Here is a 12569-nt window from a genome sequence, read left to right as displayed (position 1 = left end):
GCGAAACAGGTGGCGGTGAGTGATGGCCCACACGGTGCCAAAACCTGTGTTTTATACAGGCGAGTAGGTTAAACTATAGGGGTTATGCCCCGCTCGGTGAGGAATGGCCGATACGGCGGTTGTTTGCAAAAGTCACCGAAAGGACAGCCCGATGTCACAATCCCCTTATGATCCACAGCCTGATAATGGCTCTAATTCCTATAACTCATCATCGGGGCAGACATACCAGAATCAACAGCCCGCATATCAGCAGCCGACGTACCAGCAACCCACCTACCAGCAGCCCATGTATGCTCAGCCAATGATGGCTGTAGTCCCTAAAACCCCGCAGCAGATCGCCGGTGAACAGGCAGCGCAGACATCGATGACACTCGGTGTTATTGGCATTGTGCTTCTACTCACCGGTGTGGGCGGCGTTGTTACTGTGGTTTTGGGTATTATCGGGGTGAAAAAGGCGGCTGAGGCAGAACGTCAAGGAGTTCCCGCTACAGGCGGGAAAGTGATGGGGTGGATATCCCTCATCGTCGGGGGCCTAACCACGTTGTTATTTATCTTGTTTATTGGCTTCTTGATCTTAGTCACCATTGGGGTGATTTCAGCAGGCTCAAGCTCGACAAGGAGCTACCTGGATCTGGCGTATACCTTCGCCCCGCTCATGTCTCTTTTCTAAGACAAAATGTAGGTGTCTCATAGTCCCGCACCAGTGACTTTCTGACCGGAGGCTCCCTCTCGTACGATACGGGAGGGAGCCTCCGGCCTTTTGGGCTTTTCATCGGGGCCTTCGCAGCACCGGGCGTGCTCTGTGCGTTGAGGAAAGAGAGCGGAACATGAATCGATGATGCGAGCCCATCTGGGAGTTAAAACCGAAATTTAATGCGATGCATGGGAACGGGTGGCGACGCACATAACTTTTATCTCGGGTAGAATAGGTGGTACCGAACCGATAAATATACACGTGGCCGCAGCACACGTAGGCCGCATCAACCGCATAAGGATTCAAATGTCTGAGACTATGACTCTTGCGCCCTCCTCTTCCGCCGATGAGCAGACCTTCCGGTACTCTTCCCAGCTCGGCCCTCACACCTATTCCGTTCCCGTAGTACCCCAGATCCCCAACCCCGAGGCTGAGGCCGCCGTTAAAAAGATCAAACTGTTTTCGACCGCCGCGCTCATTGTGGGTGTGTTGGGCCTCTTCTTTTACCTGTATGTTGGGTTCATTGGTGCCGCCGCTATTGGTGCTGGGGTCGTCGCACTCACCCTGAATAAGGGGTATGAGAGCCGTGGCCTGGCGATCGCGGGCATCCTGCTTGGTGCGGCTGGGATCAGCATGTGGGCGTTCTCCCTATACATGTTCAGCTCGTTCTAATAGCCTGAAAAAACGTCTTGAAATAAGCAAAACCCCGCGCCCCGTATCTCTACGGGTTCGCGGGGTTTTAGCGTGTGCGGATGGTAAGGGATTTGAACCCTTGAGACGGGGTTACCGCCTACTGGTTTTCAAGACCAGCTCCTTCGGCCGCTCGGACAACCATCCAGATGCTTTACTATCATACCGGCTCAAAGCCGGGTGTTGATAAAAGCTACCAGCTGATTATCGCACGAGGGAAGCTTTTCTGTAAATTGCGCCCTCCTTACATGCCCTGCCTCAGCCCGGGTGTGAAACACTCGGAAGCCTCCGCGCAGCAGCCTGGCACCTATTGCGGTAGTGTGCAAACATCCCGCCGAATAAGAGCTGAACTTTGTGGGTTGGGTGCCTCATGGACGGTTAGCGGGCCGGTAGAGTGGAAGCCACAACCCCGCACAAAAAGAGCAGAAGGAGCAAGCGCATGCGCGCCATGATGGAGGAAACACACGGGGCGCCCGAGGTGCTGCGTGTTAGCGAACAACCCATACCCGACCCCGCCCCGGGGCAGGTGCTCATTCGGGTGCGTGCCGCCGGAGTGAATCGTGCCGATGCCCTGCAGCGGCGGGGGTATTACCCGCCTCCACCGGGGGTCAGCAGCATTTATGGGCTTGAGGCGGCGGGTACTGTTGTCGCCGTCGGTGCGGGCGTTTCCCCGCAGTTGGTTGGCTCGCCGGTTGCAGCGCTTTTAGCCGGTGGCGGGTACGCCGAATACGTGGCGGTTGATGCGCGCCACACATTCGGTGTTCCTGAGGGGATGAGCTTCACCGAGGCGGCCTGCCTGCCTGAGGTTGCCGCCACCGTCTACTCGAACCTAGTGCTCACTTGTGGTATGAGCCTTGATGCTGCCGCCCACCGCGCGTCGGGAACCAGCGTGCTTATTCATGGGGGTGCGGGTGGTATTGGATTGCACGCGGTTCAGCTGGCCAAGGCGGTTGGTGCTCGCGTGTTCGCCACCGTTGGTACCGGCGCGAAGGGTGATAGCGTGCGTGCGGCTGGGGCTGAACCGATCATCTACTCTGAGCTGTCATTCCGTGAGGTTATCGCCGAAAAGACCGGCGGGGTCGGGGTGAACTATATTCTGGATGTGGTGGGCGGGGCGTACCTAGACGATAACCTACGCTCTCTCGCCACTGGGGGACACCTGGCAATTATTGGTCTGCAGGGCGGGGCGAAAGCCCAGGTGAACCTGGGGCTCATGCTCACTCGCCGTCTCTCGGTGCACGCCACCTCCCTCCGAACGCGCAGCGCCGACGAGAAAGCACGCATTATGGCTGGGGTACGGCAGCAGGTACTGCCGCTGGTGGAATCCGGGGCTATTCGCGCAAACCTAGACCGCACCTTCGCACTGGAACAGGCTGCTCGGGCCCACACCTACTTCGATTCGGGGGAGCACCGGGGGAAGATTGTGCTCACCCTCGGCGAAGACTAGGTACTCTGGCGGGCTGGCGGCCGTCCTGCCGCAGAAACTTCTCTGTTGAGCGCAGGGCACCATAAGATTCTTCACAAAACCGGTGTGACATAGTGTCAGCAAAACAGATTTAGGGTAACCTAAGTGTTAAAGGGTTTTAAGGATGCTGCGAAAGGAGGGATCAGTGGGTATCAAAAACTTCCTGCAGTCACGCCGCGATGACGCCGAACTTGGCCGCGGGCTCTGGAGGCGCGCCCATGACCGTTTTATCCGTGGTGTAGACCGTTTCCACCAAGTGCTTGAGCGCCTAGCCCACACCGACATGGTCGAACTGGTGGTACCCGCCGCCAACAGCCTCTCAGACCTGATTCCGCGCGTGCGCGCTATCGCCATGGAAGCGCAGCGGCTGGCCCCCAGCGAAGGCACCGACGTGCCCTCATCCCCCACCGGCGTATACTCCGATGTGCACCGGGCGCTCTCTAAAGCGGGGAACTCGGCAGCCCTCTGCGCCGAGGCGCTCGCCATGGCACGCTGCTTCGGAGAATGCACCGCCCACTGCCAACGGCAGGTGACCGTAGAACGCCGCGTGCAAACCGTCGTTGAACACATTCAGGAGGCCGAGCGGCTGATTGCGCGTGCCCGCGACGAACGGCATGAGTCAGTACTCGCTCGCTAGCCCCCATCAATATGAAACCCACGCCCCCGGCGGAGGGAAAAGTTCACCCGAATTTAAGGTTTCGTGTCTATTTGACAAAAACCGAGCTTAAGCGGATGCCAGACACCCGCAGCGGTGGGCTGCATCACCACAAGAACACACGCAAAACCTTAAAAACCCCACAGCATCCACTGCTGCCAGCAGTGGCTAAGGTTCACCTCAGTAGGTAGGTGGGTGAGGCGAATAATACACTGAAATCTCGAACTTCATATTCACTGGGAAAGAAAACACCATGTACGACTACCATCGCAATGAACGCGCCATGGCCCTACGACCCAGCCTCTCCCGATCCTGGCTACTGGTACGTGCCAACTCAGACGAAGCGACTATGGAAGCCGCTTTCGAAAGCGAAGCCGATTCGGTCATTTTAGACCTCGAAGACGGATGCCCAGCCGACGAAAAAGACGAAGCCCGCAAAAGGGTCGTCGAAATCCTCAATACCGAAGCCCGCGCATGGGTGCGCATTAACGCCATCACCACCGAACACTGGTGGAACGACGTCAAAGCCCTCAGCGGTGTCAAAGGCCTGCGCGGGGTAATGCTCGCAACCACCGAACACTCCACCGACATCGACCGCACCGCCGCCGCGCTACCAACCGGAACCCCCATTATTGCTCTCATTGAGTCAGCCCTTGGGGTGCACAACGCCGTGAAAATTGCCAGCGCTATCGGCACTTTCCGCCTAGCCTTCGGGGTGGGAGACTACCGCCGCGACACCGGCGCATCCGACGACCCGATGGCCTTAGCCTACGTGCGCTCGCAGCTGGTGATTGCCTCAACCCTGGGTGGGCTGCCCGGGCCGATCGACGGGCCAACCCTCGGCAAACGCGGGGCGGAACTTGTGACCGCCTGCCAGCACGGCACCGTGCACGGCATGACCGGAAAACTCACCCTAGATGTGGGGCAGGCCGATACGATTAACCACGCCCTCTCACCCAGTGAAGATGAAATCCAGTGGGCTCATTCACTGCTGGACGTGCCGCTGGATGGGCCCAAAGATGGCTCATACATGCCGCGTTTCTTGCGCGCGAAAAAGGTTGCGGAACTGGCCCGGGTGTACGGGCTGTGGGGCAAACTTGAGGGCGAAAAACGCGCCTAACTATCAGGGCTTATAAACACGACGCCCCCGGAAAGAAAACTTTGTGGCCAGAAGCAGCCTAATGTTTTCTTCCCGGGGGCGCTCACGCCTCCATGCGGAGGCGGCAGGTCAGTTGTAGGGGTCTTTCCCGCCGGTGAGGGCATAAGCGCACAGGTATGAGGTGATGAGCCCCAGCACTATCGGCACCACAAGAATCGTATCGTCCTGAAAAACCGAGCGGTAGAAGAACCACAGCGCGCAGCACGGCACCAGAAGCAGGACAAAAACAAGGCCGAATCGTGAGTTTCTCTTCGGGCGCATCTGGGTCTCCTCTCACATAGTGTCTGCTCCCCATTGTACGGGGTCGCATCCCTACCGTGTTGAGACAGCGGTAACGGGCTGAATTTACTAGCAGAAGTTGGGAATGAAAAACAGCCCGGAGTGTGTACAACAAAGTCCCGTGCACCCTAACCATGTGTAGGATGCACGGGACTTTACTCGTGGAGCCCCCTGTGGGATTCGAACCCACGGCCTTTTCTTTACGAGAGAAACGCTCTACCCCTGAGCTAAGGAGGCGTACTGTATGCCCGGCTCTATGCCAGGCAAACACACATCGCTAATAGTAACAGAGAGAGGTGCAGATGCGCGAACCGTCACAAGAATAAGAAATCGGCCCCAATGTGTGGGACGATAGAAATTATTACCAATAGCCCTGAAGGGAAACAGAAATGACGCAATCACCCATGACCCGCCGCACCCTTTTCGCTCTTGGGGCACCCGCCGCGTTGGTGGCTCTTGCTGCGTGCTCTAGCGGCTCTTCCAATTCCGGGTCAAGCTCATCTGCAAGCGGTAGTTCAAGCTCTAATGCCAGCTCAAGCAGCTCAGCAAGCAGCGCTCCCTCTGGTGGTGCTTCCGGCAGCGCTAGCGCCGAGGGAGAGGCAAGCGCATCTGGTTCGGCTTCAGCCTCGGGTGACTCCGCCAAAATAACCGCCACCAAAGCTGGTGAACGTGACGATGCCGGGTACCACCTCAACACCCCCAAACAGGGCGCGCCCACCGTGACCCTGTACACCGACTACCAGTGCCCCTACTGCGCCAAGGCTGAACCCGCCTACGAGAAGGTCGCCAAAGACCTTGAGGGCACCATGAACGTGACCGTGCGCAATATGCCATTGTCTTCCCATAAGAACGCCGTACCCGCCGCTCAGGCCGTGCAGGCAGCAGAACTTCAGGGTAAACACCTGGAGATGGCGAATAAGCTCTTTCAAACTCAGGACAGTTGGAAAGGTATTACCGACAAACAGACTGAGCTGAGGGGACTTTTCCTCAGCTATGCTCAGGAATTTGGGCTGGATACAGAGAAGTTCAAGACCGATCTGGTTGATCCAAAAACTCTTGAGCTGATCAAGGGCGATTTTGAGTACGGCCATAAGATCGGAGTGAAGGGCACCCCCCAATTCGTGGTGAATGATAAGCCTCTTGAGAATGTGGACTCTTCAACCTCCGCCGAGGATATGGCTAAAGAATTCAAGAAAGCCGCAGGGCTGAGCTAGTCTTTCGTGATGGATGAGAGACAGCGAGAGCGTGCCGCGCTGGGCGTTCATCTGAGTGTGAGCGGCCAGCGCGCCCGCATTCTTGAGGACGGGTTCAGCGAGCACGGCTATGTGCTTGACATCGGCGGTGCCGAACAATCCCATGTTGATGCTGCTGATGCGACTGTCGTGTTTTACGAGTATTTGCGGCGCATCGCCAATGTGCTGGATATACTTGCCCCGCCGCGTGAACCCGTGACGGCTCTTCACCTGGGGGCCGGGGCGCTCACGCTCGCCCGCTATGTGCAGGCCACGCGCCCGGGTTCTTCGCAGGTGGCCGTCGATTATGAGCCGCAGCTGATGGGGTTTGTGACTGAGGTGCTGCCGTTGCCCGCAGGTACCCGGTGCGAGTTCGTGGTTTCGGATGCGCGCGCCGTACTCCCCGAGATTCCCGCGCTTTTCGGTGCTCATGCCGCGTCCGAAGGCGGTGTTTTTCGCGGGATCGACGCCATTATTCTTGATATTTTTACGGGCATGGATGCGCCCGAGCACCTTGCCAACGCCGGCTACTACGCCGAGCTGCGTGATCTTCTGAGCGCCTGCGGGGTGCTCGCCGTGAACGTGGGCGATGATGCCGGGCTGCCCTTCTTCCAGGGGCAGGCGCGCGCCCTATTAGACACGTTCGAGCATGTGTGGTGCCTGTGCGATTCTTCCATGCTGAGCGGTGAACACGAGGGGAACCTGGTACTGATCGCAACCGCGCGTGAGCTCGACGAAGACACCGCCGATGCGCTGTTCGCGCGGGGACCGCATCCGGCGGAGGTGCTGGGCACCGAAGAACTGCGGGATTTTCTGGGGTACCTGGCCGAGCAATAGCCGCCCACGCCGTCCGCCGCAGAACCGACCCGGCACGCAGGCAGCGTAGTATCCCGCAGTCTACTCCGGCAGCGGCAGGGGAGAGGTATGCTCGGGAGGTTCGTTCCTCCGGTAAAAATCCGAAGTTTCGTCCGAATGTGCTGAACCCCCGGTTGTCTGGGTAATTCCGATACTTGCCGTGATCAGCAGGATAATCGCAACCCAGCGCATCAGGCCGGTTTCCTGCCCTAACAGCGTCCACCCCGCGAGCGCCGCAATCGCCGGTTCCAGGCTGAGAAGCACGCTGAAGACCTGCTCGGGAAGGTGCCGCAGGGCTGCTAATTCGCTGCTGTACGGTACGACCGATGCCAGCAGGGAGGTTCCGATAATGAAGAGCACCAGTTGGGTATCGTGCGTAACGCTCCAGAGCGCTACGGGGCCGGGGAAAAGCAGGGCCTCGGGGACCACGCAGATGGCTCCCACGGCCATTGCTACGGCGAGTCCGCTTGCACCGGGCACGAGTTCGCCGACCGAGGCGCTTGAGCGAATGTAGAGTGCCCAGAATGCGCCCGCGATCAGGGCGTATAGTACGCCCAGCAGGTCTGTTTCCTGCCCGTGTACCGCCTCGAAGCCGAGTACCGCCATGCCTGCCGCCGCGCAGAATACCCACACTAGGTCGCGTTTACGCCGCGTGAGGATAGAGGCTAGTACGAGCGGACCGGTAAACTCGACCGCCACCGCCAGCCCGAGCGGGATGCGAGCCAGCGCATTGTAGAAGAAGCCGTTCATGAGCCCGAGCGTGACACCAAAAATGAGCATGGCACGCCACTGGCGGGAAGACCAGCCTAAGAACCCGTCGGATGTTTTTGCGGGTACTGCCATATATGCGGTTTGTGCACCTGCCCGATGCGCCCGCCAGCGCCCGGCAATCCAGACCGCCGCACCCACCGTGATCGCGGCGAGAAGCAGGCGCAGAACTGTGACGAGCCACGGACCAAAAAGCGGGAAAAGGTGCACCGCGAAAGCCGCGCCGAATTGCAGAGAAAGGCACGAGATGATCACAAAAATGATGCCGACGGTGGGGCGCTTGTGCCTGGTGGTACCTGGGGTCATTGCTGGCTCCTCACAGTCGCTAGGGTGCACGAATCACGGCAAAGGGCGACGGTACACCGATAGTATTCGGTACCGCCGCCCACATTCTACTTGCCTGTGGCGTGCATCTCAATAGATGGAATGCTGTGCGTTAGCCCTCCTCGCCGGTACGGGGATGGGTTTTTCCAGCGGTATCCTGCCGACGCGCCTTATCGGCCGCAACCTGTTCAGGGGTGGGCAGCTCAATCGCACCAGTCATCTGCGCTATACCGGCACCAATATTATCCACAGCACCCGGCAGGTACGGTTCGATCGACTCACGTTTACCCGCTGCAAGAGCCGCACGTTCAGCCCTAGCATGTGACAGAGTGATGCCGATACTCGCCGAAATCAGCAGGGCAATCGCCGCCCACCGTATCAACCCCGTATTCTCGGCCAGCATAAAAATACCCACAATAGCAGCGAACGCTGGCTCCAGCGAAAGCACCACACTGTACACATTCGACGGGAGCATACGCAGCGCCGAAACCTCACCAAGCGCTGGCAGAGCCGACGCAAGCAGGCCCATCACGAACCCCAAGCCCAGAAGCGCCGGGTCGGTGATAGCCTTCTCAAGATGGTTGCCGGTGATGAAAAACGGGAACGGCAGCACCAGCAGGGTAGAGACAATATTGCCCATCACCATACCGCCCATGCCGGGGATACTCGCCCCCACCTTTTCCGTTGCCAAAATATAGGCGGCACGTGAAATAGCGGTCAGCACCGCAAAGAACACGCCAGCCAGCGCAAAATCCTCGGGGTTGGCCTGCGAGTCGGCGGTCAGCACCGCCATGCCCGTGAACGAAAGTGCCACCCACACCAAATCCAGTTTGCGGCGTGAGAGCACAGTCGCCAGTACCAGCGGGCCCATGAACTCAATAGCGACCGCGATTGCCAGCGGTACCTGCTGGATAGCCACATAGAAAAACGCGTTAGCACCAAATAAGGCCACGCCAAGAACCGTCACGGCTATCCACTGCGGGCGCGTCCATTGACGAACTTGCGGGCGGAAAAACACGTACAGCAGTAGTGAAGACGTAATCAGGCGCAGGGTGACCACACCCCATGCGCCCAAATCACCCATCATAGTTTTAGCCAGCGCCGAACCGAACTGCATTGAAATAATGGCACCAATGGCATACGCCATGCCCAAACCCTGCGTCGCCAGGGGAGAACGCGCTGGTGCTGAAGCCGAAGCGGGAGCAGACATATAGTTCCTTTACGTTCAGAAAACCGCGGCCGGTGCGCCCCAGCCGCGGGGTGTGGGATGCTCAACTGCGGGCATCACCCTGTGTGCGTCATGTAATCTAGCTCAATTCTACGCGCTAACGGGTTGTAAGTGTACTAATGACCGTAAACTAGTGGCGCTGGCGTGGCGTCCCCCGAAAAACACAGGTGCGCACACCGGTAAACCTCCGGGTTTACGGGTTCGCCATGCGCGCACCCCACATCAAACACTCAGCCAAACATGCTTTACTGGTGAACATGCTAGACGCTAAAAAGTCACTTTTTGACAATGACGGCAACCCCCGTCCCGCGCTCACCAACGCGCTCGATACTGTGCTACGCCTACAGCGCCCCCTCGCGCTGTCTATGGTGAAGAAACTCCGTGCCGCGCACCCGCACGAAACCCCCGAACAGATACTGCGCCGCCTCGACAGGCAGTACCTGCGGGATGTGACCGCAATCGGCGGGGTGACCGGCGCCTCCGCGTTCGTGCCCGGAATCGGCACCGTCACCTCAATGGGGCTTTCAGCGCTCGCGGTGGGCGGATACCTGGAAAGGACCGCCCTGTACGCGCAGGCAGTTGCCGAGTTGCACGGTGTGCACGTGAAAGACCCCGACCTGGCCCGCTCAATGGTTATGGCGATTATGCTCGGTGAGGAAGGCTCACAGCTGATGAACACCGTGCTGCTGCAGACCGGCAAAGCCACCGGTGTCTCGGGCCGCTGGGGGATGCTGCTGGGCGGTAAATCCTCTGGCAAAATGTTCAGCGTAGAGCGGGCAATCCGCAATATGTTCATTAAACGGTTCCTGACCCGCCAAACCGGCGCGTTCTTAGGCCGCGCCCTGCCGTTCGGGGTGGGTGCTGTGGTCGGTGGCGGCGCGAACTACGGCCTTGGCAAAGACGTCGTGAAGAACACTCGGGAAGCATTCGGTGACGCCCCGCCGTTCTTCCCCTTAGAGCTCATGGTCGAACCGCGCGCCCCCAAATTTGATGACGCAAATGAGGGTAAAGGCCCCTCGAAGGCACGGCGGGCGCTGACCGGCCGGTTCAAACGCAACAAGGCCGACACCAAAAACCACGATGTGCACTCGCACGGGCTGCAAAACCCCGGCGCGCAGCATCGCAAGACGATGGGGGACTAGAAGAAACTAGCTTCTTACCTCTGCCCGCCGGTATTTCGCGGGTAAGAGTGCCCGTTTTGCCGCGGTTTTCATGAGATATATACGGGAGAGTGTTAGATTAGCGGGGTGCTAATCTAACAGTTTTCCGTCAAAGTGCGAAAAGTTGTTAGATTAGAGCATCCTTAATCTAACAACTTTTTGTGTTGAGATGGAAAACTGGCGAATAAATGGGTGTTCTGTAGACCCTGCCGGAACCGTAAAAAGGCTCTTTATTCACATAAAGCATTGGAAAAACCGCTTTATTGGAATAAAGAGCCTTTTTAGAACGTAGAGAGCGGGGGAAAGGAGCCGAAAGAATTTAGCCCTGCGCATCCTTCGCGTGATCCACCAGCTGCGCGGCGATGCCGTTGTACGTATGCGGGGTCAAGTTCGACAGCCGCTCCTGCGCCTCGGCAGACAGACCCAGGGTACCCACAAATTCCTTGAGGCGCACCGCATCCACCCGATGACCGCGCGTAAGCTCCTTCAGACGCTCATAGGGGTTCTCCATGCCGGGGGTGCCCGCGATTGCCTCCGCGCGCATAACCATCTGAATGGCTTCCGCCAGAACCTCCCAATTGGACTCCAGGTCGGCGGCAATAACGTCGGCGGCAATATCGAGGCGCTGCAGACCCTTAATCACATTAGAAATCGCCAGCACCGAATGCCCAAACGCCACGCCAATATTGCGCTGCGCTGAAGAATCGGTCAAATCACGCTGCCAACGCGAAGTCACCAGCGTGGATGCCAGCGAATCGAAGATCGCGTTGGAGAGTTCAAGATTAGCTTCCGCATTCTCGAAGCGGATCGGGTTCACCTTATGCGGCATCGTCGACGAGCCCGTAGCACCAGCCACCGGAATCTGGCGGAAGAAGCCAATCGAAATATAGCTCCACACATCGGTGCACAGATTATGCAGCACACGGTTGAAATGCGCCACATCAGAGTACAGCTCCGCTTGCCAGTCATGCGATTCGATCTGCGTGGTCAGCGGGTTCCAGCTAAGCCCTAGATGCTCCACGAAACCCCGCGAAATAGCCTGCCAGTCAGCCCCCGGAACCGAGGCGTAATGCGCCGCATAGGTGCCCGTTGCGCCGTTAATCTTGCCCAGGAACTCGGTGGCGGCAACATGGGAAATCTGGCGCTTCAAACGGTACGCCAGCACAGCCATTTCCTTGCCCAACGTGGTGGGGGTCGCGGGCTGACCGTGCGTACGCGAGAGCATCGGAACATCCCTGCCGGTCTCGGCAAGATCCAGCAAAACCTGCACCAGATCGCGGGCGGCAGGAAGCCATACGTTCTCGACCGCGTCCTTAATACCCAGGGCATAGGAGAGGTTATTAATGTCTTCGGAGGTGCACCCAAAATGCACGAGCGGAACCAAATGCTCCAGCCCCAGCGCTTCAAGGCGGCGACCGATATAGTACTCGACGGCCTTGACATCGTGAACAGTGACCGCCTCAATCTCGGCGAGTTCGGTGACGGAATCGGCGTTGAACTCAGTCACAATAGCCCGCAAACCGGACTTCTGCTCATCGGTGAGCGGCGTGAGCCCGGGAAGAACGGCATGTTCGCATAAGTATATGAACCATTCGACTTCCACGTGAATGCGGTCGCGGTTCAGCGCGGCTTCGGAGAGATAGTTCGTCAACGGCGCGGTCACAGGGGCGTAACGCCCATCGAGAGGGCCAAGCGCAAGATTACTGGCGGAAAGGTCGGTACGCCCGGAGGGCAGGGTGTTTTCAAGGTGAGACATGCTTCTATTCTGACACGCGGTGCTGGGATGCGCCGTGTTTGGGTGGGCAGAATCTTCCGTTGCTCCGCCAAATAGTTAGCAAGACAACGCGTAGAGCGGTGGGTGAGGTACCTTCCGGGACTGGTGTCGGTAGAAGTCAAAACGGCAACAAAAGTGCATTTTCGTAATATTTGTTCATATTAGGTGTGTATAAGAAGCCTGGTAAGTCGGAAAATCCTGTGGAAAACTTATTGTGGTGACCCTGCCATCTACTTATCCACAAGAAACTCTAAGTTTCGCAAAATATATCAAAAAGTATCATATG

12 protein-coding genes and 2 tRNA genes are annotated in these 12569 nt (G+C 58.2%); 8 read left to right on the top strand and 6 right to left on the bottom strand.

All coding sequences use genetic code 11. From position 1 onward, the window contains the following. The first annotated feature begins 151 nt into the window (after window positions 1–151). Window positions 152–670: a DUF4190 domain-containing protein gene (locus D8M23_RS09540; RefSeq protein ID WP_126854590.1), complete on the top strand. Its 519-nt coding sequence runs from the start codon at window positions 152–154 to the stop codon at window positions 668–670. Window positions 671–1000: 330 nt separating this feature from the next. Continuing rightward, complete coding sequence (locus D8M23_RS09535; protein WP_006887091.1) at window positions 1001–1366, top strand: hypothetical protein; 366 nt, start codon at window positions 1001–1003, stop codon at window positions 1364–1366. Between the two features lie 77 nt (window positions 1367–1443). Here D8M23_RS09535 and D8M23_RS09530 read toward each other — a convergent pair. Next, a tRNA-Ser gene (locus D8M23_RS09530) sits at window positions 1444–1531 on the bottom strand. A gap of 292 nt (window positions 1532–1823) precedes the next feature. Between D8M23_RS09530 and D8M23_RS09525 the strand changes: the two genes are divergently transcribed. The 3 genes from D8M23_RS09525 (at window position 1824) to D8M23_RS09515 (ending at window position 4624) form a co-directional block, all read left to right on the top strand. Continuing rightward, window positions 1824–2831 (top strand): NAD(P)H-quinone oxidoreductase, encoded by a 1008-nt coding sequence (locus tag D8M23_RS09525; protein ID WP_126854589.1) that lies wholly within the window; start codon window positions 1824–1826, stop codon window positions 2829–2831. Window positions 2832–2994: 163 nt separating this feature from the next. After that, window positions 2995–3486, top strand: a complete 492-nt coding sequence (locus D8M23_RS09520) for a hypothetical protein (RefSeq protein WP_037236273.1) — start codon at window positions 2995–2997, stop codon at window positions 3484–3486. A gap of 271 nt (window positions 3487–3757) precedes the next feature. After that, window positions 3758–4624, top strand: a complete 867-nt coding sequence (locus tag D8M23_RS09515; RefSeq protein WP_006887079.1) for an HpcH/HpaI aldolase/citrate lyase family protein — start codon at window positions 3758–3760, stop codon at window positions 4622–4624. A gap of 108 nt (window positions 4625–4732) precedes the next feature. On the opposite strand, the gene D8M23_RS09510 is transcribed toward D8M23_RS09515, so the two are convergent. Both D8M23_RS09510 and D8M23_RS09505 read right to left on the bottom strand, forming a co-directional pair. Continuing rightward, on the bottom strand, window positions 4733–4924 hold the full coding sequence (locus D8M23_RS09510) for a hypothetical protein (RefSeq protein WP_006887042.1): 192 nt from the start codon (window positions 4922–4924) through the stop codon (window positions 4733–4735). 180 nt (window positions 4925–5104) lie between these two features. Next, a tRNA-Thr gene (locus tag D8M23_RS09505) sits at window positions 5105–5179 on the bottom strand. A 152-nt stretch (window positions 5180–5331) separates the two neighbouring features. On the opposite strand from D8M23_RS09505, the gene D8M23_RS09500 reads away from it, so the two are divergent. Then, window positions 5332–6156, top strand: a complete 825-nt coding sequence (locus D8M23_RS09500; RefSeq protein WP_126854588.1) for a DsbA family protein — start codon at window positions 5332–5334, stop codon at window positions 6154–6156. Between the two features lie 9 nt (window positions 6157–6165). Next, window positions 6166–7011, top strand: a complete 846-nt coding sequence (locus tag D8M23_RS09495; protein WP_126854587.1) for a spermidine synthase — start codon at window positions 6166–6168, stop codon at window positions 7009–7011. Between the two features lie 60 nt (window positions 7012–7071). Here the strand turns inward: D8M23_RS09495 and D8M23_RS09490 are convergent, their stop codons facing one another. Together D8M23_RS09490 and D8M23_RS09485 are read right to left on the bottom strand one after the other, a co-directional pair. After that, window positions 7072–8103: an EamA family transporter gene (locus D8M23_RS09490; protein ID WP_126854586.1), complete on the bottom strand. Its 1032-nt coding sequence runs from the start codon at window positions 8101–8103 to the stop codon at window positions 7072–7074. 130 nt (window positions 8104–8233) lie between these two features. Continuing rightward, window positions 8234–9331 (bottom strand): EamA family transporter, encoded by a 1098-nt coding sequence (locus tag D8M23_RS09485; protein ID WP_126854585.1) that lies wholly within the window; start codon window positions 9329–9331, stop codon window positions 8234–8236. A 275-nt stretch (window positions 9332–9606) separates the two neighbouring features. Between D8M23_RS09485 and D8M23_RS09480 the strand changes: the two genes are divergently transcribed. Beyond that, window positions 9607–10491 carry a di- and tripeptidase gene (locus tag D8M23_RS09480; protein WP_126854584.1) on the top strand — a complete coding sequence of 295 codons (885 nt, stop codon included), beginning with the start codon at window positions 9607–9609 and terminating at the stop codon, window positions 10489–10491. A gap of 337 nt (window positions 10492–10828) precedes the next feature. Here D8M23_RS09480 and purB read toward each other — a convergent pair whose 3' ends face one another. Continuing rightward, window positions 10829–12265: an adenylosuccinate lyase gene (gene purB, locus D8M23_RS09475; protein WP_126854583.1), complete on the bottom strand. Its 1437-nt coding sequence runs from the start codon at window positions 12263–12265 to the stop codon at window positions 10829–10831. Between the last annotated feature and the right edge of the window lie 304 nt (window positions 12266–12569).

Origin of the sequence: Rothia sp. HSID18067, assembly GCF_003989445.1 — a bacterium.
In the GTDB taxonomy this organism is placed as follows: Bacteria; Actinomycetota; Actinomycetes; order Actinomycetales; family Micrococcaceae; genus Rothia; species Rothia aeria.
The sequence above is the reverse complement of the archived record's forward strand: the minus strand, read 5'-3'. Positions and strand labels throughout refer to the sequence as shown.

Coding starts and splice junctions, on each gene's coding strand:
- purB (WP_126854583.1), bottom strand. CDS start 12,265: ATGTCTCACCTTGAAAACACCCTGCCCTCCGGGCGTACCGACCTTTCC.
- D8M23_RS09500 (WP_126854588.1), top strand. CDS start 5,332: ATGACGCAATCACCCATGACCCGCCGCACCCTTTTCGCTCTTGGGGCA.
- D8M23_RS09510 (WP_006887042.1), bottom strand. CDS start 4,924: ATGCGCCCGAAGAGAAACTCACGATTCGGCCTTGTTTTTGTCCTGCTT.
- D8M23_RS09535 (WP_006887091.1), top strand. CDS start 1,001: ATGTCTGAGACTATGACTCTTGCGCCCTCCTCTTCCGCCGATGAGCAG.
- D8M23_RS09495 (WP_126854587.1), top strand. CDS start 6,166: ATGGATGAGAGACAGCGAGAGCGTGCCGCGCTGGGCGTTCATCTGAGT.
- D8M23_RS09480 (WP_126854584.1), top strand. CDS start 9,607: ATGCTAGACGCTAAAAAGTCACTTTTTGACAATGACGGCAACCCCCGT.
- D8M23_RS09490 (WP_126854586.1), bottom strand. CDS start 8,103: ATGACCCCAGGTACCACCAGGCACAAGCGCCCCACCGTCGGCATCATT.
- D8M23_RS09540 (WP_126854590.1), top strand. CDS start 152: ATGTCACAATCCCCTTATGATCCACAGCCTGATAATGGCTCTAATTCC.
- D8M23_RS09525 (WP_126854589.1), top strand. CDS start 1,824: ATGCGCGCCATGATGGAGGAAACACACGGGGCGCCCGAGGTGCTGCGT.
- D8M23_RS09485 (WP_126854585.1), bottom strand. CDS start 9,331: ATGTCTGCTCCCGCTTCGGCTTCAGCACCAGCGCGTTCTCCCCTGGCG.
- D8M23_RS09515 (WP_006887079.1), top strand. CDS start 3,758: ATGTACGACTACCATCGCAATGAACGCGCCATGGCCCTACGACCCAGC.